Annotated in this window: 19 protein-coding genes and 3 tRNA genes; 11 read left to right on the top strand and 11 right to left on the bottom strand. The window is 61.9% G+C overall.

Going from position 1 to position 17,033, the window contains the following annotated elements; genetic code table 11:
- Positions 1-17: 17 nt before the first annotated feature.
- The 4 genes from KJS28_RS09060 to KJS28_RS09045 form a co-directional block, all read right to left on the bottom strand.
- Positions 18-407, bottom strand: a complete 390-nt coding sequence (locus tag KJS28_RS09060; RefSeq protein ID WP_213540644.1) for a hypothetical protein — start codon at positions 405-407, stop codon at positions 18-20.
- A gap of 61 nt (positions 408-468) precedes the next feature.
- Positions 469-1,827 carry a S1C family serine protease gene (locus KJS28_RS09055; protein ID WP_213540643.1) on the bottom strand — a complete coding sequence of 453 codons (1,359 nt, stop codon included), beginning with the start codon at positions 1,825-1,827 and terminating at the stop codon, positions 469-471.
- A 13-nt stretch (positions 1,828-1,840) separates the two neighbouring features.
- Complete coding sequence (locus KJS28_RS09050) at positions 1,841-3,289, bottom strand: sensor histidine kinase (RefSeq protein ID WP_213540642.1); 1,449 nt, start codon at positions 3,287-3,289, stop codon at positions 1,841-1,843.
- Positions 3,289-3,969 (bottom strand): response regulator transcription factor, encoded by a 681-nt coding sequence (locus KJS28_RS09045; protein ID WP_021858757.1) that lies wholly within the window; start codon positions 3,967-3,969, stop codon positions 3,289-3,291. Before KJS28_RS09045 ends, KJS28_RS09050 begins: the two co-directional genes overlap by 1 nt.
- A 374-nt stretch (positions 3,970-4,343) precedes the next feature.
- On the opposite strand from KJS28_RS09045, the gene KJS28_RS09040 reads away from it, so the two are divergent.
- On the top strand, positions 4,344-4,787 hold the full coding sequence (locus KJS28_RS09040) for an Hsp20/alpha crystallin family protein (RefSeq protein WP_213540641.1): 444 nt from the start codon (positions 4,344-4,346) through the stop codon (positions 4,785-4,787).
- A gap of 76 nt (positions 4,788-4,863) precedes the next feature.
- Here KJS28_RS09040 and KJS28_RS09035 read toward each other — a convergent pair whose 3' ends face one another.
- From KJS28_RS09035 to KJS28_RS09025, 3 genes are all read right to left on the bottom strand, one after another.
- Positions 4,864-5,082, bottom strand: coding sequence for a PF20097 family protein (locus KJS28_RS09035; protein ID WP_213540640.1), 219 nt, complete (start codon positions 5,080-5,082; stop codon positions 4,864-4,866).
- A 183-nt stretch (positions 5,083-5,265) separates the two neighbouring features.
- A tRNA-Ser gene (locus KJS28_RS09030) sits at positions 5,266-5,357 on the bottom strand.
- A gap of 127 nt (positions 5,358-5,484) precedes the next feature.
- Positions 5,485-5,664 (bottom strand): hypothetical protein, encoded by a 180-nt coding sequence (locus tag KJS28_RS09025; protein WP_021858577.1) that lies wholly within the window; start codon positions 5,662-5,664, stop codon positions 5,485-5,487.
- 147 nt (positions 5,665-5,811) lie between these two features.
- Between KJS28_RS09025 and KJS28_RS09020 the strand changes: the two genes are divergently transcribed.
- Genes KJS28_RS09020 through KJS28_RS09010 form a run of 3 tightly spaced genes read left to right on the top strand, consistent with a single transcriptional unit; the run spans position 5,812 to position 9,700 of the window.
- Positions 5,812-6,573: a beta/alpha barrel domain-containing protein gene (locus KJS28_RS09020; RefSeq protein WP_213540639.1), complete on the top strand. Its 762-nt coding sequence runs from the start codon at positions 5,812-5,814 to the stop codon at positions 6,571-6,573.
- A 25-nt stretch (positions 6,574-6,598) separates the two neighbouring features.
- Entirely contained in the window at positions 6,599-7,645 is a 1,047-nt protein-coding gene (locus tag KJS28_RS09015; RefSeq protein WP_213540638.1) for a bifunctional histidine phosphatase family protein/GNAT family N-acetyltransferase, read from the top strand.
- A gap of 24 nt (positions 7,646-7,669) precedes the next feature.
- Positions 7,670-9,700 (top strand): YgiQ family radical SAM protein, encoded by a 2,031-nt coding sequence (locus KJS28_RS09010; protein ID WP_213540637.1) that lies wholly within the window; start codon positions 7,670-7,672, stop codon positions 9,698-9,700.
- Positions 9,701-9,749: 49 nt separating this feature from the next.
- On the opposite strand, the gene KJS28_RS09005 is transcribed toward KJS28_RS09010, so the two are convergent.
- The 4 genes from KJS28_RS09005 to KJS28_RS08990 are packed head-to-tail and all read right to left on the bottom strand — an operon-like array spanning position 9,750 to position 12,306.
- On the bottom strand, positions 9,750-10,403 hold the full coding sequence (locus tag KJS28_RS09005; RefSeq protein ID WP_213540636.1) for a Pr6Pr family membrane protein: 654 nt from the start codon (positions 10,401-10,403) through the stop codon (positions 9,750-9,752).
- Entirely contained in the window at positions 10,403-11,239 is an 837-nt protein-coding gene (locus KJS28_RS09000; protein WP_213540635.1) for a deoxyribonuclease IV, read from the bottom strand. The genes KJS28_RS09005 and KJS28_RS09000 overlap by 1 nt, the downstream gene beginning before the upstream one ends.
- Positions 11,240-11,244: 5 nt before the next feature.
- Positions 11,245-11,721 carry a YfcE family phosphodiesterase gene (locus KJS28_RS08995; RefSeq protein ID WP_213540634.1) on the bottom strand — a complete coding sequence of 159 codons (477 nt, stop codon included), beginning with the start codon at positions 11,719-11,721 and terminating at the stop codon, positions 11,245-11,247.
- Positions 11,722-11,736: 15 nt separating this feature from the next.
- Positions 11,737-12,306 carry a VanZ family protein gene (locus tag KJS28_RS08990; protein WP_213540633.1) on the bottom strand — a complete coding sequence of 190 codons (570 nt, stop codon included), beginning with the start codon at positions 12,304-12,306 and terminating at the stop codon, positions 11,737-11,739.
- 151 nt (positions 12,307-12,457) lie between these two features.
- Here KJS28_RS08990 and KJS28_RS08985 point away from each other — a divergent pair, with 151 nt between their 5' ends.
- The 7 genes from KJS28_RS08985 (at position 12,458) to KJS28_RS08955 (ending at position 17,011) form a co-directional block, all read left to right on the top strand.
- Positions 12,458-12,700, top strand: a complete 243-nt coding sequence (locus tag KJS28_RS08985) for a Smr/MutS family protein (RefSeq protein WP_021858569.1) — start codon at positions 12,458-12,460, stop codon at positions 12,698-12,700.
- A gap of 15 nt (positions 12,701-12,715) precedes the next feature.
- Positions 12,716-13,540 (top strand): carbon-nitrogen hydrolase family protein, encoded by an 825-nt coding sequence (locus KJS28_RS08980; RefSeq protein ID WP_228298371.1) that lies wholly within the window; start codon positions 12,716-12,718, stop codon positions 13,538-13,540.
- 31 nt (positions 13,541-13,571) lie between these two features.
- The gene (locus tag KJS28_RS08975) at positions 13,572-14,843 is read left to right on the top strand and encodes an aspartate aminotransferase type Ic (RefSeq protein ID WP_213540632.1); all 1,272 of its coding nucleotides are present in this window, start codon (positions 13,572-13,574) and stop codon (positions 14,841-14,843) included.
- A 312-nt stretch (positions 14,844-15,155) separates the two neighbouring features.
- Positions 15,156-16,316 (top strand): ABC transporter ATP-binding protein, encoded by a 1,161-nt coding sequence (locus KJS28_RS08970; protein ID WP_213540631.1) that lies wholly within the window; start codon positions 15,156-15,158, stop codon positions 16,314-16,316.
- Between the two features lie 142 nt (positions 16,317-16,458).
- A tRNA-Ser gene (locus KJS28_RS08965) sits at positions 16,459-16,546 on the top strand.
- A 16-nt stretch (positions 16,547-16,562) separates the two neighbouring features.
- Positions 16,563-16,654, top strand: a tRNA-Ser gene (locus KJS28_RS08960).
- Positions 16,655-16,789: 135 nt separating this feature from the next.
- Positions 16,790-17,011: a hypothetical protein gene (locus KJS28_RS08955; RefSeq protein WP_213540630.1), complete on the top strand. Its 222-nt coding sequence runs from the start codon at positions 16,790-16,792 to the stop codon at positions 17,009-17,011.
- The last annotated feature ends 22 nt before the right edge of the window (positions 17,012-17,033 follow it).

The following is a 17,033-nucleotide window of genomic DNA, read 5'->3' as shown; positions in this document are numbered from 1 at the left end:
TATACTGCCGGGGGTTCTTAATACCGGGACAGGCGCTCCGGGGGGAGGGCAGGGTTCGCTACCGCCCAGGAGAGGTCGGCCCAAAAGGCGGGGACCTCCGCCCACAGGAGCCAAGTGGCCATGTCCTGCGTGACGCACTGGTTCCGGGCCGGCAGGGGGCGCTGCAGCCGCACCGTGCCGTGGCCGTCTGCTATGTCGGCGGTGTGGAGGGTGGGACGCAGGGAGCCGGAGGCGGTGGTATCCGACACCAGCAGCAGGGCGTGGCCGGCGAAAAAATCGGGGCCGTAGGCCTTTAGCTCCGGTACGTCCGGCAGCTGGGACAGCGAGGTGACGCACCGGGCATCACTTCGCCGCCGGGTATAGGGCAGGCGCACCCGGCCCGCCGTCTGCAAAGGATGCTGCTTCATAAGTTCCTCCTTGAAAGCGGTGCGCCGCACCGGGCCTCTCCGGCCCCGTGCGGCGCAGGGGTTATTTGCTGGCGTACAGAACCACGTCCACCGTCAGGGACTGGCCGTCCCGCTGGATGGTCAGGCGGATGGTGTCGCCCACGGAGTGGCTGCGCCGCACCGTCAGCAGATCGCTGGTGACGGAGACAGGCTGACCGTCCGCCTCCAGAATGATATCGCCGGGCTGCACACCGGCCTCCGCAGCGCCCAGGGTGTCGTCCACGGTGTAGACCTCCACCTGCGTGCCGCCGCCGGACTTTTCGATGGTGCGGACGGTGATACCGATGGTGGGGGTACCCAGAAACTCCCCGTGGGCGATGAGGTCATTGACCACGAAGGACACGGAGCTGATGGGCAGGGCGAAGCCCAGTCCCTCCACGGTGGCCTCGTCCTCGGAGAGGCTGGAGTTGCTCATTTTCATGGTGTTGATGCCGATGACCTGCCCGTAGCTGTTGATGAGGGGGCCGCCGGAGTTGCCGTTATTCAGGGCGGCGTTGGTCTGGATCATGGTCATGGTGCGGCCCTGCATCTCCACCTCACGGTTGATGGCGGAGACAATGCCGTTGGTAAGGGTCCCCCGCAGCTCTACGCCCAAAGGGTTGCCGATGGCGTACACCGGGTCGCCCACCGTCAGCAGGTCGGAGTTGCCGAACTCCGCCGCCGGCAGGGGATTGTCCGCAATGGCCCGCAGTACCGCCAGATCCTCGTCCTCGTCATAGCCCACCAGACGGGCGTCGTAGGTGACGCCGGTGTCCAGCGCCACCCAGCAGCTCTTGCCGCCGGAGATGACGTGGGCGTTGGTGATGATATAGCCGCTCTCGGTCATGATGACGCCGGTACCCACGGCGGCAGAGCCGTCGGACTGCTCCGCCACCACCGCCACCACCGACGGGTTCACCTTAGCGTACACCTGCTGAATGGTAAGCTCCTCACCGGAGGGGTCCTGACAGCTGAGCTTCACGCCCTCCTCCCCGGAGATGCGGGGGATGGTGGTCTCCTTCTTGCGGAAGATATCCACCATGCTGCTGGCGGAGTCGCCGTCGTCGCTGCCCGGCAGGCTGGGGGCGCTGGAGGCGGTGGAGGACAGGATGGCCGCTACCACGATGACCACGACCACCAGCGCTATGCCGCCTATGCCCAGCCACGTCCACAGACGGCGGCGCTTACGCTGGGTCTTGGCGGCCTGCTTCCAGACGTTCTGAGGTATGGGGCGCTGCTGGACGAAGTAGTTGACGACCTCCTCCGGCTCCTCCTGCCGGGGGGTGTACCAGCTGACGATCTCGTCCGGCTCCTCCTCCGGCAGGTCCGTCCGGTCCTGCTGCGGCTGGGGCGGCAGATCGCCGCCTACCGGGTCAAATTCTCTGTTTTCGTCATTATACATAGGATACTTCCTCTCACGGTTCGTTCCGCATGGGGTGAGCCATCTGAACGGTAAAGCTGAAGGCGGTGACGCCGTTTTCGCTGGTGACGGTGATCTGCTCCTTGTGCTGAGACAGGATGGTCTTTACCACGTACAGGCCCAGCCCGTAGCCGTCCTTATCCTCGCTGCGGGATTTGTCAGACTTGTGGAAGCGCTCAAACAGCAGGGGGATCTCCTCGGCGGGGATGGTCTGACCGACGTTGCGTACCGTGACCACGGCCTTCTCCCCATGGACGGCCAGCCCCAGATACAGGGATGAGTGGGGAGCGGCGAACTTGGTGGCGTTTTCCAGCAGGTTGTAGATGACCTGGGTGATAAGGTCGTTGACGCCCTCCACCATCACAGGCTCCTCCGGGATGTCCGCCTCTACGTCCAACTCCCGGTCGGTGATCTTCTGCTCCATGGACAGCAGCGCCAGACGCATACTCTCGCACAGGTCGAAGTCCTCTTTTTTCATCTCCTGCGACTGGATCTGAGAGATATCCAGCATCCGGCGCACCAGACGGCTGAGCCGACGGCTCTCGTCGGAGATAATTTGCAGGTACTTGCGTTCTTTTTCCGGCGGGATGGTGCCGTCCAGAATACCGTCGGTGTAGCCGGCGATGGAGGTCATGGGGGTCTTTAATTCATGGGAGATGTTGGCGATGAAGTCCCGGCGCTGGCGCTCCGTCTCCGCCAGAGAGTCCGCCATGTTGTTAAAGCCCGCCGCCAGCTCGCCGATCTCATCGCCCCGGTCGGCGTCCTGCATCCGCACGTCGAAGTTCCCGGCGGCGTAGGCCCGCGTGGCCTGCACCATCTCCCGGATGGGCTGGATCTGCCGCATGGAGGTCAGGGAGGTGACGATGAACACCAGCAGCAGGATAATGGCGGAGGTCATGAGGAACAGGCTGATGAAGGACCGCCACATCCCCATGACGGAGCGGGCGTTCATCACCGCCAGCACCATGCCGATGGTCTGGTCGCCGTCCTGAACGGGGACGCCCACCACGAACTGTTTGGAGGTGTAGGCACCGCCCAGACTGCTGCGGCCCTGATACAGGCCGCTGCCCGTCAGGACCTCCTGCGTGATCTCCTGCGGGATGGCCACCACCTTGCCCCCCAGCCGCTGGTCCGCCGTCAGCAGGGCATAGCCGCTGTCGTTGCACACCAGAAATTCGGCGTTGGTCATGGCGCTACCCAGACTGATGAAGCGCTTGAGGTTTTCATCCTCCGTCTGGCCGCCGGACTTCAGGTAGTCCACGGACACCTGAGCAATGAGACTGGCCCGCTCCTGCAGCTCGTCCCGCCGCTCGGTGAAGTTATAGTTATAGCTCAGGGCGAAAAAGGACACGCCCAGCAGCAGCAGCGTCAGCATCACCATGCCGGCGGTCAGGGCGAACTGCTGCCAGTAGAGCCCGCTGAACCGTTTCTTGCGCTCTGCCATCACTTCACTTCAAACTTATAGCCCACGCCCCACACGGTTTTCAGCTCCCACTGGTCGGAGACATTCTCGATCTTCTCCCGCAGGCGCTTGATATGGACGTCCACTGTCCGGGAGTCACCGAAGTAGTCGAAGCCCCACACCTCGTCCAGCAGCTGGTTGCGGGTGTAGACCCGGTTGGGCGTGGAGGCCAGATGGTACAGCAGCTCCAGCTCTTTTGGGGGCGTATCCACCTTCTTGCCGTCCACCAGCAGCTCGTAGCTGTCCAGATTGATCTCCAGCTTGTCGAACACCAGACGCTTGCGGGTGTCGTCGGGGATCTCGCTGCGGCGCAGCACGGCGTTGATGCGGGCCATCAGCTCCTTCATCTCGAAGGGCTTGACCAGATAGTCGTCGGCGCCCATCTCCAGACCGGTGATGCGGTCGTTGACTTCGCTTTTAGCCGTCAGCATGATGATGGGTGTCTTGGCCTTTTCCCGGATGTGGGCGCAGACGGACCAGCCGTCCATCACCGGCAGCATGATATCCAGCAGCACCATGTCCGGCGCCTGCCGGTCGTACTCCTCCACGGCCTTGCCGCCGTCATAGGCGATGCGGACGTCGAAGCCCTCCTTCTCCAGATACATCCGGATCAGGTCGGAAATATTGCGGTCATCCTCGACCACCAGAATATTGCGTGCCATAGGAAACCTCCCATTTATATACTATATTACCATTATACCCGGCAGTTTTCGGGCTTCCTGAACATTTTGTAAATTGGTTCATGAAAGTATACCACACTTTCGGCCGTTTGTATATGCCCCGGACAATATTTTTCGGTGGGCTGGGGGGCAAGGGGGGACTTTTCGGATATTTTATGAACAAACATAGGTACTTCTGTGAACATTAGCACTCGACACTTGACAGTGCTAAAAACGGTGCTATGATGAAGCTGTTCCAAGGGAGAGAGCCAAAGAACTCCACCGGGGAACGGAAAACGCATACAATGTGTAAGCGGTGACAAAAGTTGGCGCCGGTGAGACACCGGCACCCGGAATTTTGAATGGAGGTATGACTTATGTTGCCCAGCATTTTTGGTGAGAATTTGTTTGATGATTTCTTCTCTGATCCTTTCGGGATGATGGTACCTCAGGGCCGTGACCCGCTGTATGGCAAGCACGGCAAGAACCTGATGAAGACAGACGTGCGGGAGACAGAGAACTCCTATGAGCTGGATATCGACCTGCCGGGCTTCAAGAAGGACGAGGTCAATGTGGAGCTGAAGAACGGTTATCTGACCATTCAGGCCGCTAAGGGTCTGGACAAGGAGGAGCAGGACAAGAAGGGCAAGTACATCCGTCAGGAGCGCTATGCCGGGGCCTGCAGCCGCAGCTTCTACGTAGGCGAGGATGTGGAGCCGGAGGAGGTGTCCGCCAAGTTCGAGGACGGCATCCTGACCATCTCCGTGCCGAAGGCGGCCAAGAAGCAGCTGCCCAAGCAGACGTCCATCAACATTCTGTAAGCGCTCTGTGAGCGTCCGTAAGAGACGGGAAAGGGTCCCCGGCGAGAGCCGGGGACCCTTTTTGCGTGCCGGGATGTCAGCGGATCAGGGGCAGGAGCAGCTGGCAGGACTCACAGAAGTAGGTCTCTATGTCGTCGCCCTGCAGGAGGACCTTGGAGACAACATTGTGCCGGAAGAAGCCCTTTTGCTTGACCTCGCTGTCGGTGAACACGCAGGCCATAGGGGTCAGGCCGGTGGAGCCCATGAAGGTGGAGGCACCGGTTTTCATCTCCTTACCGCATACGGGACATTGCATGGTACATTCTCCTTGCTGTGATAGTCTCCGGCGGCCAAAGCCCTCCGGGAGGTCTATTCTATCACAGCGGCGGAGGATTTTCCAGAGGGGGGAGAAAAACTCCGGCAGCGGTCGCCTTTCTGCGGGGAAGGCGCCGGGGGAAAATCAAAAGGTCTTTGTCCCATGGGACAAAGACCTTTTTTCTGGCGCAGTGGGAGGGATTTGAACCCTCGTGCCGCTTTTGACGGCAACACGATTTCCAGTCGTGCTCGTTATGACCACTTCGATACCACTGCATATAAAATGCTGCCGCAACAGCACGGTCTATTATACCAAAAATCTGCGCCTTGTCAAGCGAAAAGCACAAAAAAGCCAATAATTTTTGGAAGGGGGCCGCTTGCGGCCCCCTTCCATGCGATACCCTCAGTTCATCTTCTCGGCAACGGTCTCCAGCGCCGAATCCACTGCGTTACCCATCCGCTGCATGGCTTTGCCCACAGCGGTTTTTCTCGTCTTCGGCCGGGGAATGACCATCACCTCTACCAATGCGCCGGCCACCATGCCGACGCATACGCCAGTGACGAACGTACTGACCTTACACATTCCTGCATCACTCCTTTTTCGGTACGGTCATAGTATATCCATTCCGGCGGGAAATAACCGTCTATGCCTTGCCAAAAGTCGCCGCAGCGCATATAATGAATAAAATATCTGATCATGCCGCCGCTCTGCGGCGAGAAGGAGCGTTTCATGTCCATTACGGCTTTGCAGGAACATATCCGCAAAAAAAAGACACCGCTGGCGCTGGGCCTTGGCCCGGAGGCGAACCGGCTTCCCGCCCCGGTGGTGAAGAGGTTTACCGATCTCTACGGCGAGAGCGTCATGGCCCGGTCGGAGGCCCTGCGCTACCACGGCACCCAGCTGATGGCTCAGGCGGCTCAGCGGCTGCCGGCAGTGGTGCTGCGTGCTGACCGCTATCTCCTGTGCGGGGCTATGGGGCTGGACGTGCTGTCGAATCTGGTGCATATGGCCCGCAGTCAGGGCCTTTACGCCATTGTGGACGCACGCTGCGCCGATCCCGCCGTGTGGCTGGGCGGTGAGGTGAATGCCGACGCCGTGACGATCTCGCCCTACTATGGCACTGCGGCGGCGGGGGAAGACAAGGCTCTGTTTGCGCTGATCCGCACGGCAGAGCCGGGTGCAGCGGAGGTGCAGAACCTCATGGCCGGGGATCGTCGCCTGTTTTTGGCGGCGGGAGAGCAGATGGCTCGGCGGGGGGCTGGGATCATGGCCCAGACGGATTACAGTCTGGATGTGCGGGAGCTGCGGCGGCGGCTGAAGGATGCCTTCCTTCTGCTGGATGGCTGCGGCGGCGAAGCTGCCAGCTATGCCTTCGACGATTTCGGCCGAGGGGCTATGGTCATCGACGATGCCCTGCAATACGCAGAAGACGTGCCGGCGGCCATGGATGATGCCATCCGGGAGATGAAGCACTGGGTCACGGTGGTGTGACCCGGATACCCACAAAGGAGAAGCTATGACGACCATTTATCTTGTCCGCCACGCCGAGGCGGAGGGCAATCTCTATCGCATTGCCCACGGACACTATAACAGCTGCATCACCGATGACCGGGGGTGCCGCCAGATCCGGGCGCTGGCGGAGCGCTTCCGGGATGTGCCGGTGGATGCCGTGTACGCCAGCGACCTGATCCGCACCCGCACCACAGCCCAGTCCATCTATCTGCCCAAGGGACTGGAGCTGCATCCGGATCCCGCCTTCCGGGAGATCTGCATGGGGGAGTGGGAGGAGCACTGTTGGTATGAGCTGCTGCGGAAGTACCCCCAGTCCCACCATGATTTCAACCACCGGCTGGATCGCTGGCAGGTCCCCGGCAGCGAGACGGCCCGGCAGGTGCTGGATCGCTACCTCCCGGCCCTGCGGCGGGTGGCCCGGCAGCATGACGGCCAGACGGTGGCCATTTTCTCCCACGGCGCCGCCATGCGGATCGTGCTGGGAACCCTGCAGGGCCTGAGCCTGCTGGAGATCGGGGACACGCCCTTCGGAGACAACACCTCCGTGGCCCGGCTGGAGGTGGAGGGCGATGACATCCGGGTGCTGTACCGGGATGACAACAGCCATCTGGTACAGGCGGGGCTCTCCACGCTGGCCAAGCAGAAGTGGTGGCGGCAGAAGGGGGTTCAGGAGATGGGCCAACTGTATGCCCCGCTGACGGAGGAGGAGCGGCAGCAGTTGGGCGTTCCCACCGGCGGCGAAGGCGTGGCCGTCCGCTTTGTTGACGAGCTGATTGGTGCGTACCAGCTGCTGCCCCGCCCGGAGGAGGGCGTGGGGGAGATCGGCTGGTACGGCCTGCTGCCCCAGTGGCAGGGCCGGGATCAGGGCATCCAGCCCCTGGGACAGATCATCCAGCGCTGCCGCCACATGGGCCTGCTGCGTCTGCGCCTGAGGTGCGGAGACGCCCGGCAGCGGAGCTTCTGGGCAAAGCTGGGCTTTTACCCGGTGGAGGGCGACGTTATGGAGAAGAACATCACGCCACGGGTGCTGGACGCCCACATCCCCCTGTGAGGGGCGGAAAGGAGAAGGTGACCCATGCGTGGCACGGAATTTTTGCCAGTGAGCCGGGAGGAGATGCTCCGGCGGGACTGGTATTACTATGATTTTCTGGTGGTGACGGCGGACGCCTACATCGACCATCCCAGCTTCGGCACCACCCTCATTGCACGGATGCTGGAGGGGGAGGGCTATCGGGTGGCCATTCTGGCCCAGCCGGACTGGCACGACGCCGAGGCTTTCCGAGCCATGGGAAAGCCCCGCTATGGGGTGCTCATCGGCGGAGGCAATCTGGACTCCATGGTGGCCCACTACACCGTGGCCAAGCGGCGGCGGGACAGAGATCTGTACTCCCCCGGCGGGAAAATGGGGTATCGGCCGGATCGGCCCACCATCGTCTATGCCAACCGGGCCAGAGAGGCCTTTCCCGATACCCCCATCGTCATCGGGGGACTGGAGGCGTCCCTGCGGCGCTTTGCCCACTATGACTACTGGGACGACAAGGTGCGCCGCAGCATCCTCTTTGATGCCCCGGCGGACCTGCTGGTCTACGGTATGGGGGAGGCGGCCACCCGTGAGATCGCCCGGAGGCTATCCAGAAAGGTGCCGCCCCGTGAGATCACCGACATCCCCGGCACCGCCTACATTGCACCCACCGGAGAGGGCAGCGGCTTCCATCCGGTGGCCTGTCCCTCCTATGAGGAGGTGTGCGCCGACAAGACGGCCTACGCCAGAGCCACCAAGATCCAGTACGACGAGCACGATCCCATCCGGGGGTGCGCCGTGCTGCAGCCCTGTCAGGGCCGGGTGCTGGTGGTGAATCCGCCGGCCCGTCCACTGAGCCGGGAGGCACTGGATGCCCTGTACGACTTGCCCTATGTCCGGGAGGTTCACCCCATGTATCGGGAGGAGGTTCCCGCCATCGAGGAGGTGCGCTTCTCCATCACCCACAACCGGGGCTGCTTCGGCGGCTGCAACTTCTGCGCACTGGCCTTTCATCAGGGGCGCATGGTCACCTCCCGCTCCATCGAGTCCGTGGTGCGGGAGGCGGAGCTGCTGACGCAGGACCCGAAGTTCAAGGGCTATATCCACGATGTGGGAGGCCCCTCCGCCAACTTCCGCCACACCTCCTGCGCCCAGCAGAAGCGGCGGGGGATGTGCAAGGGCCGCAGCTGTCTGGCCCCGGAGCCGTGCAGGAACCTGGACGCCGACCACTCGGAGTATACGGCGCTTTTGCAGCGCCTGCGGCGGGTGGATGGCGTGAAGAAGGTGTTCGTCCGCAGTGGCATTCGCTACGATTATCTTTTGCAGGACAAAAATCAGGATTTTTTCCGGGAACTGGTGGACTACCACATCAGCGGACAGCTGAAGGTGGCCCCGGAGCACTGCGTGGCCTCGGTGCTGGACTATATGGGAAAGCCCCACTTCGACGTGTTTGAGCGATTCTGGCGGCAGTATCAGAAGCTCAACGAGAAGGAGGGCAAGCAGCAGTATCTGGTGCCGTACCTCATGTCCTCTCACCCCGGCTGCACGCTGGAGGATTCCGTCCGGCTGGCAGAGTTTCTGCACCGCACCGGCCACCAGCCTCAGCAGGTACAGGACTTCTATCCCACCCCCGGTACCCTCTCTACCTGTATGTACTATACCGGCATCGATCCACGGGATATGACGCCGGTGTATGTGGCCCGTGACCCCCATGAAAAGGCCCTTCAGCGGGCGTTGCTCCAGTGGAAGCGGCCAGAGCTGCGGGGGCTGGTCATAGAGGCGCTGGAGAAGGCAGGCCGCACCGATCTCATCGGCTATACGCCGGAGTGCCTCATTCGACCCCAGAAGGGGGAGAAGTACTTCGGCAAGCAGCCGGAGCAGCAGCCCTCCGGGGAAAAGCGGCGCCCCGGACAGCACGGCGGAGAGGGAAATCTCCGCCGGGAGGTGCATCACGGAGGACGTTCGGAGCATAGAGGCGGTAAGCGGCCTGATGCGTCCCGCCGCAATGGCGGAGCGGCTTCCGGCCAGAAGGGGAAGATGTCCCCGGCCAAGAAAGCTGCTTTTGCCAAGAAGCGGAAGAAGTGACATAGAAAAGGACAGGGACAAGCGAAACGGCTTGTCCCTGTCCTCTTTTTCATGCCAGAGGCGTTCCTACCAGCCGGCCCAGCCACATCATGCCATAGCCCAGCAGAAAGAAGCTCAGCAGCATCCCCATCACATATCCGGTGAATTTCCGCCAGCCCAGCCGGGGCAGGTCCAGAAACGGGTAGGGATACACCAGATGGGTGTGGCCGATGGGTTTGCCGCTGCGGCCTCGGAGCATGGCAAAGGCGAAGTAGGCCAGCGGCAGCGTCAACCACCATAGGGCGCTGCGCCAGCCGAGGGAGGATTTATCTGCCAGCAGCAGCCACTGGGCTACCACCAGCAGGGGCGTCAGATAATGGACGCAGAGGTTGCCGAAGCTGGCACCGAAGTCGGCAAAGCGCTTGCCATTTCGCTTGGCGTCCGGCACCAGAACGAACTGATATACCAGATGGGTCACGAGGATGCACAGCGCCATGGAGAAGCTGAGGGTACTGCCCGTCAGCAGACGCAGAGCGGCGCTGTGGGGGAGGCCGGCGGCAATGGCCAGCGCCAGCTCATACACCAGCACCAGAAGGTTGCTGAGATTGGTGTAAAAGCAGAACATCCCGGCACGGATGTGTCCCGTTTGCAGCAGGGTGGAGTAGATCAGCAGGCCCACCGCACCCAGCAGGAAAATACCCCACGCAGACAGTCGCAGTACCATTACTCCGCCTCCTCGAAGCCCCGCAGCAGGGCGATCTCGGCGGCGTAGCCCGGCAGCTCGTTGGGTGTCTCCAGCAGCATGGGGAGCCGCCGGAGGGCCGGGTGGTTCACGATGCGGCGGAAGGTCTCCGCTCCCAGAGTCCCCTCTCCGATGCGGGCGTGGCGGTCCTTGTGGGCGCCCACGGGGTTCAGGCTGTCGTTCAGGTGGAGGGCCTTCAGACGGTGCAGGCCGATGACCCGGTCAAACTCCGTCAGGACGCCATCCAAGTCCCCGGCCACGTCGTATCCGGCGTCGGAGACGTGGCAGGTATCCAGACAGACCCCCATCTGCTCCGTCAGTGTCACCCGGTCCAGAATCTCCCGCAGCTCCTCGAAGCGGCTACCTACCTCTGTTCCCTTGCCGGACATGGTCTCCAGCAGGACGGTGGTGTGCATCGCCGGGGTGAGGATGGCGTTGAGGGTGTCTGCGATCTGGGTGATGCCGGTTTCCAGCCCCTGACCGGTGTGGCTGCCGGGGTGGAAGTTATAGAGATTCCCCGGCAGATATTCCATCCGCCGCAGGTCATCGGCCAGCGTCAGCCGGGCGAACTCTCTGGTGCGCTCATCCTTGGAGCAGGGGTTGATGGTATAGGGGGCGTGGGCCAGAATGGTCCCCAGCCCCGCCTTCGCCGCCAGCGCCAGATAGGCGGCTACGTCCGCCGGATCCACGGGCTTGGCCCGGCTGCCCCGTGGATTGCGGGTGAAGAACTGAAAGGTGTTGGCGCCGATGGACAGCGCCGTCCGTCCCATGGCGGCAAAGCCCACCGAGGAGGAGAGATGACAGCCGATATAGCGCATGATGCTTACCTCCCCAGAGAAATATTCTGCACGGAGCAGATGACGGCCCCCTTCCGGATGGTGAGAAGACCACAGGTGGGACGGGTGTAGTCCCCGGCGGCGCCGGGATTCATCACCCACAGGGTGCCGTCGTAGTCCACCAGAGGGACGTGGGTGTGGCCGAACAGCAGCACGTCGGCCCCGTACTCCCTGGCGGCGTAGACGGCGGCCATGGGGGAGGACTTGACGTGGCGGGTGTGTCCGTGCATCATGAGGATGCGGACACCCTCTATCTCCAGCAGGCGCTCCGGCTCTCCGGTCTGGCCCCAGTCGCAGTTGCCGGGAACCATGGTCACCGGCAGCTGGGGGAATTGCCGCTCCAGCGCCTGAGCGTCCCGGACGCAGTCCCCCAGATGCAGTACCTGCCGGGGGTGGAACTGCTCCACGGCACGGACCATGTGATCCACCCTGCCGTGGGAATCGGAAAGAACCAGAATCTCCATGAAATGCTCCTTTGGTTACTCGATTTTCAGGCGCAGCAGCCGGAACAGCAGCGCTCCCAGACTGATGCCCAGAATGTACAGAAGGATATCCAGCGTGTCGAACATCCCCCGCATGGTGAGGTACTGCATCCCCTCGATGAAGAGCGAGATGCCCAATGCCCCCAGCAGCACCTGCCATGGCTTCCGGTTCCGGAAGAAAAAGCCCATGGGCAGGAACATCAGGAGGTTCAGCAGGCTCTGCATCAGCATCTCCCAGTCTCCCAGCTGCGAGAGCCCCACCAACGGATCCAGAATGGCGATGCGCCCCACCCGGTGGCGGCAGAACAGGATGATGAACAGCGCTATGAAGTAGGTGACGCTCAGCAGCACCAGCATCCACCTACTGACCCGTTTTTCCAGAAGCAGATAGATGATGGCGGCACAGCCAACGATGGACAGGAGCAGGAACAGGGCGGAAGAGACGATACTCAGCAGCCCGGTCGTGAAGAACAACGATAGTGTGTTTATCAGAAAAAAGTAATATACCAGATATCCCAGAACGGCTCCGGCTAACAGGGAGAGCAGCTGCTTCTGATATTTTTTCATAGACATTCCTTTCGTATCACAGCGGCGGCAAAAGCGCCGCAGCGTCGAGAGTGGCGAAAACACGCTTTCTTTCCTTATCATAGCAGAAAGCGGTTGAAAGTTCAACGGCTTTGCCGTACAATAGCAGCATACTGAAGCAGGAGGCCACGGGATGTACGCAGGGATCTGGGAGATCGATCTCCACGGGAAAAACGAATATCAGGCACGGGTGACGCTGGACGCCGCCCTGCGCCGGGTACGGCCCGGTACCTATCGCATCCGTGTCATCCACGGACACCACGGCGGCACGGCCCTGCGGGAGCTGGTGCGCCGGGAATACGGCAGACACCCGCAGGTGCTGCGGCTGGAGGCGGCAGGCCCCGGCGTGACGGAGCTGGTACTGCGGGAGTTTTAAGGAAGGGGGTCACATATGGACAGTATGACGCTGAAGCTGGGGCAGGTTCAGCTGATGGTGGGCCGGGACAAGGCGGAGAACCTCCGCCGGGCCTGTGTACTCATCCGCCGGGCGGCGGAGCAGGGGGCGCAGCTGGTGATGCTGCCGGAGATGTTCTGCTGCCCCTATGAAAACGAGATGTTCCGTCCCAACAGCGAGGAGCAGGGCGGCCCGGCCCAGCAGGCCCTGTCGGCTCTGAGCCGGGAGCTGGGTATCTGGATCGTAGGCGGCACCATCCCGGAGCGGGAGGGGGAGAGGCTTTACAACACCTGCTACGTCTACGACGATCAGGGGCGGCAGGCGGCCCGGCACCGGAAGATACACCTCTTCGATGTCAACGTGGAGGGGGGACAGTACTTCATGGAGTCCGACACCTTCGCCCCCGGAAACGACATCACCCTGCTGGATACCCCGTGGGGCAGGCTGGGGCTGTGCGTGTGCTTTGACCTGCGGTTCGAGGAACTTTGCCGGGTGATGACCCTGCGGGGCGCCCGGATGATCCTGGCCCCGGCGGCCTTCAACATGACCACCGGCCCCGCCCACTGGGAGCTGCTGCTGCGGCAGCGGGCGGTGGATAACCAGCTGTTCACCGTGGGTACCGCCCCGGCCCGTGACGAGAGCGGCAGCTATGTGGCGTGGGGCCACTCCATGGTCTGCGAACCGTGGGGCGGCATCGTTCACCAGTGCGGCACGGGGGAGGAGGTCGCCGTGACGGAGCTGGAGCTTTCCCGCATCGACGCCATCCGCCGTCAGCTGCCCATTCTGTCGGCCCGGAGAACGGATCTGTACGAGGTACGGTAAGAGAATAGACTTTCCTGAGAGGAGCGAGAATATGAAACGATATGAGGATATGACCGCCGACCAGCGGCGGGAGGAATACGCCGCCGTGCGAAAGGCCTATGAGGCACAGAAGGCACTGGGCCTGAAGCTGAACATGGCCCGTGGTAAGCCCGGCACGGAGCAGCTGGACATGGTGGCACGGGAGATGGCGCAGCTGACCCGACCGGAGGACTATCTGGCGGGTGGGCTGGATACCCGGAACTATGGCGAGCTGGCGGGCATCCCGGAGGCACGGGCGCTGTTTGCCGAGATACTGGGCTGCCGGGCGGAGCAGGTGTTCGTCGGCGGCAACGCCAGCTTGCAGCTGATGTACGACGCCATCTCCAAGGCGTATACCCATGGGATGCTCCACAGCGAGAAGCCGTGGGGCAAGCTGGAGACGGTGAAGTGGCTCTGCCCTGCACCGGGCTATGACCGCCACTTCCGTATCTGCCAGTCCTTCGGTATGGAGCTGATCACCGTACCCATGACGGAGGAGGGGCCGGACATGGACATGGTGGAGCGGCTGGTGCAGGACCCGGCGGTGAAGGGAATGTGGAACGTTCCCAAGTGCTCCAATCCCCAGGGCATCATTTATTCGGCGGAGACGGTGCAGCGTCTGGCGGCTATGAGGCCCGCCGCCCCGGACTTCATGCTGATGTGGGACAATGCCTACTGTATCCATGAGCTGGAGGGGGAGTTCGTCCCCTTCCCGGATATTCTGAGCCTGTGCCGGCAGGCCGGAAACGGCGACATGGTCTATGAGTTCGCATCCACCAGCAAGATCACCTTCCCCGGCGCAGGGGTGGCGGTGATGGCGTGCAGCGAGGCCAATATGGCCCATATGCTGTCCCTCATCGGCGTGCAGACCATCGGCTATGATAAGATCAACCAGCTGCGACATGTGCGCTATCTGAAGGATCGCAGCCATACGCTGGCGCTGATGCAGCGCCACGCCGCCGTGCTGGCCCCCAAGTTCCGGGCGGTGCTGACGGCGCTGGAGCAGCTGGCCCCGCTGGACATCGCTCAATGGACGAGGCCCACCGGCGGCTACTTCATCTCGCTGGACGCCATGCCCGGCACCGCACGGCGGGCGCTGGAGCTGTGCCGGGAGGCGGGAGTCACTATGACCGGCGCCGGGGCTACCTACCCCTACGGCGTGGACCCGGCGGACAGCAATATCCGCATCGCCCCGTCCCTGCCGCCGGTGGCGGAGCTGGAGCAGGCGGCGCAGGTGCTGTGTACATGCCTGCGTCTGGCGGCGCTGGAGAAGCTGGGCGTGTGATGCGTTGGGCTGCGTAAGAAGGAAGGCTGTGTGCCGCAGATCTGCGGCACACAGCCTTTTTGTAGATTTTTCCTATAAAGGACGCTGCGGATGGTTGATTTTTCTGCAAAAATGCGGTAAGATAAAGTATCTTATTCCCACCGGCGGTATTCACTCCACTTCTCACTATGGTGCCGCACGGCTTAAAAAAGGAGGAACAAGGTCCGCTGTGACTGGCGGTGCGGCAGTGTGGAGACCTGTCGCAAGGCGTGCCGGCTGAGCCGGGCGTGAGGCCGCTCCATGCGGAGGCAGGGCGGTCACAGTCAGATGCATATGGCAGAGGTCGTACTGAAAAACCTCAAGAAAATCTATCCCAACACCGAGAAGAAAAAGAAAAAGGGCGAGCCGGAGAAGAAAAACGATCTTCAGATCACCGACGAGGGCGTGGTGGCGGTGCAGGACTTCAACCTGCACATTGCCGACAAGGAGTTCATCGTGCTGGTGGGTCCCTCCGGCTGCGGCAAGTCCACCACCCTGCGGATGATCGCCGGGCTGGAGGATATCTCCGGCGGCGAGCTGTACATCGACGGCAAGCTGATGAACGACGTGGAGCCCAAGGACCGGGACATCGCCATGGTGTTCCAGAGCTACGCCCTGTATCCCCATATGACGGTATACGGGAACATGGCCTTCTCCCTGAAGCTGAAGAAGGTACCCAAGGATGAGATCGACCGGCGGGTGCGTCAGGCGGCGGAGATTTTGGACATCACCCAGTATCTGGACCGTAAGCCCAAGGCTTTGTCCGGCGGTCAGCGCCAGCGTGTGGCCATCGGTCGTGCCATTGTCCGTGACCCCGCCGTGTTCCTGATGGATGAGCCTCTGTCCAATCTGGACGCCAAGCTCCGCAATCAGATGCGGGCCGAGCTTATCAAGCTGCGGGAGCGCATCGACACCACGTTTATCTACGTCACCCACGATCAGACCGAGGCCATGACCCTGGGCGACCGCATCGTCATCATGAAGGACGGATTCATCCAGCAGATCGGCACGCCGCAGGAGGTGTTCGACCACCCGGCCAACCTGTTCGTGGCGGGCTTCATCGGCACGCCCCAGATGAACCTCTTTGACGCACATCTGGCCCGTAAGGACGGCAAGTACACCGTCACCGTGGGCAGCGTCACCGTGGAGCTGTCGGAGGAGAAGCAGCAGCGTCTGGCCGCCAAGGACGTGGCGGAGCAGGACGTGGTGCTGGGCGTGCGTCCGGATCACATCATGCTGTGCGCCGACGGCGTGAAGGGCAAGGTGGATGTGTCCGAGATGATGGGCTCGTCGGTCCACCTCCATGTTACGGCGGAGGGCAAGGACGTCATCGTCATCGTCCCCACCAACGGCGCAGCGGCCCATTTCCCCGCCGGCAGCGAGGTCAATATGATCTTCGGCGGCAATGTGGCCCATGTGTTCAGCAAGGAGACGGAGAAGAATCTGGAGTGGTAACACCGCTTTGTCTATGACGGGAGGGGGCCGCAGCGTGGCTGCGCCCCCTCTTTTTCACAGGGAGCGTGTATTTTGTGTTGACAAATGGCTCCGGGGATGGTAGAATCATATCTGCTTCTGGCAGAGGTTTGCTTTTACGCACGGAGAGATGGCTGAGTGGTCGAAAGCACCGGTCTTGAAAACCGGCGATGTGAAAGCATCCGTGGGTTCGAATCCCACTCTCTCCGCCAGCTTTATCACCGGCCTGCGGAAGTACCCAAGTGGCCGAAGGGGCTCCCCTGCTAAGGGAGTAGACGCCTAAACCGCGTGCGAGGGTTCAAATCCCTCCTTCCGCGCCAAAAAAAACGGCAAGCATCGCAGGATGCCTGCCGTTTTTTCTTTTGCCCCGAAGGGCGGACCTGATCCACGTCTGCCCCATATCGGCTCTTTACAAGGGCGGGGCTCTTGGCATATAATCGGGACAAACAGACGATATGGAGCAGATACAGTGTCTATCACAGATCCTGACCGGAGAAATACTGCGGCATGGAACAGAAAACGGACAGACAGAGCAGGGAACGGTCATGCCCGACCAGAGCGATCTGGAGCGGAAGCGGCAGATGTACAACACCCTGTGCATGAACGATACGGCGGCCTATTGCTGCGACCTGAAAAACGCAAAAAGTGCCGTTTGCGGTGGGAAATTTACAATTTAGCCGTTTACTATTTACGAGAGCT

Origin of the sequence: Vescimonas coprocola (genome assembly GCF_018408575.1) — a bacterium.
Lineage (GTDB): Bacteria > Bacillota > Clostridia > Oscillospirales > Oscillospiraceae > Vescimonas > Vescimonas coprocola.
This window is presented reverse-complemented; position numbering and strand designations above follow the sequence as displayed.

Coding starts and splice junctions, on each gene's coding strand:
- KJS28_RS08975 (WP_213540632.1), top strand. CDS start 13,572: ATGAAACGATATGAGGATATGACCGCCGACCAGCGGCGGGAGGAATAC.
- KJS28_RS09005 (WP_213540636.1), bottom strand. CDS start 10,403: ATGGTACTGCGACTGTCTGCGTGGGGTATTTTCCTGCTGGGTGCGGTG.
- KJS28_RS08980 (WP_228298371.1), top strand. CDS start 12,716: ATGGACAGTATGACGCTGAAGCTGGGGCAGGTTCAGCTGATGGTGGGC.
- KJS28_RS09035 (WP_213540640.1), bottom strand. CDS start 5,082: ATGCAATGTCCCGTATGCGGTAAGGAGATGAAAACCGGTGCCTCCACC.
- KJS28_RS08955 (WP_213540630.1), top strand. CDS start 16,790: ATGGAGCAGATACAGTGTCTATCACAGATCCTGACCGGAGAAATACTG.
- KJS28_RS09060 (WP_213540644.1), bottom strand. CDS start 407: ATGAAGCAGCATCCTTTGCAGACGGCGGGCCGGGTGCGCCTGCCCTAT.
- KJS28_RS09055 (WP_213540643.1), bottom strand. CDS start 1,827: ATGTATAATGACGAAAACAGAGAATTTGACCCGGTAGGCGGCGATCTG.
- KJS28_RS09010 (WP_213540637.1), top strand. CDS start 7,670: ATGCGTGGCACGGAATTTTTGCCAGTGAGCCGGGAGGAGATGCTCCGG.
- KJS28_RS08995 (WP_213540634.1), bottom strand. CDS start 11,721: ATGGAGATTCTGGTTCTTTCCGATTCCCACGGCAGGGTGGATCACATG.
- KJS28_RS09050 (WP_213540642.1), bottom strand. CDS start 3,289: ATGGCAGAGCGCAAGAAACGGTTCAGCGGGCTCTACTGGCAGCAGTTC.
- KJS28_RS09025 (WP_021858577.1), bottom strand. CDS start 5,664: ATGTGTAAGGTCAGTACGTTCGTCACTGGCGTATGCGTCGGCATGGTG.
- KJS28_RS09000 (WP_213540635.1), bottom strand. CDS start 11,239: ATGCGCTATATCGGCTGTCATCTCTCCTCCTCGGTGGGCTTTGCCGCC.
- KJS28_RS08985 (WP_021858569.1), top strand. CDS start 12,458: ATGTACGCAGGGATCTGGGAGATCGATCTCCACGGGAAAAACGAATAT.
- KJS28_RS08990 (WP_213540633.1), bottom strand. CDS start 12,306: ATGAAAAAATATCAGAAGCAGCTGCTCTCCCTGTTAGCCGGAGCCGTT.
- KJS28_RS09020 (WP_213540639.1), top strand. CDS start 5,812: ATGTCCATTACGGCTTTGCAGGAACATATCCGCAAAAAAAAGACACCG.
- KJS28_RS09040 (WP_213540641.1), top strand. CDS start 4,344: ATGTTGCCCAGCATTTTTGGTGAGAATTTGTTTGATGATTTCTTCTCT.
- KJS28_RS09015 (WP_213540638.1), top strand. CDS start 6,599: ATGACGACCATTTATCTTGTCCGCCACGCCGAGGCGGAGGGCAATCTC.
- KJS28_RS08970 (WP_213540631.1), top strand. CDS start 15,156: ATGGCAGAGGTCGTACTGAAAAACCTCAAGAAAATCTATCCCAACACC.
- KJS28_RS09045 (WP_021858757.1), bottom strand. CDS start 3,969: ATGGCACGCAATATTCTGGTGGTCGAGGATGACCGCAATATTTCCGAC.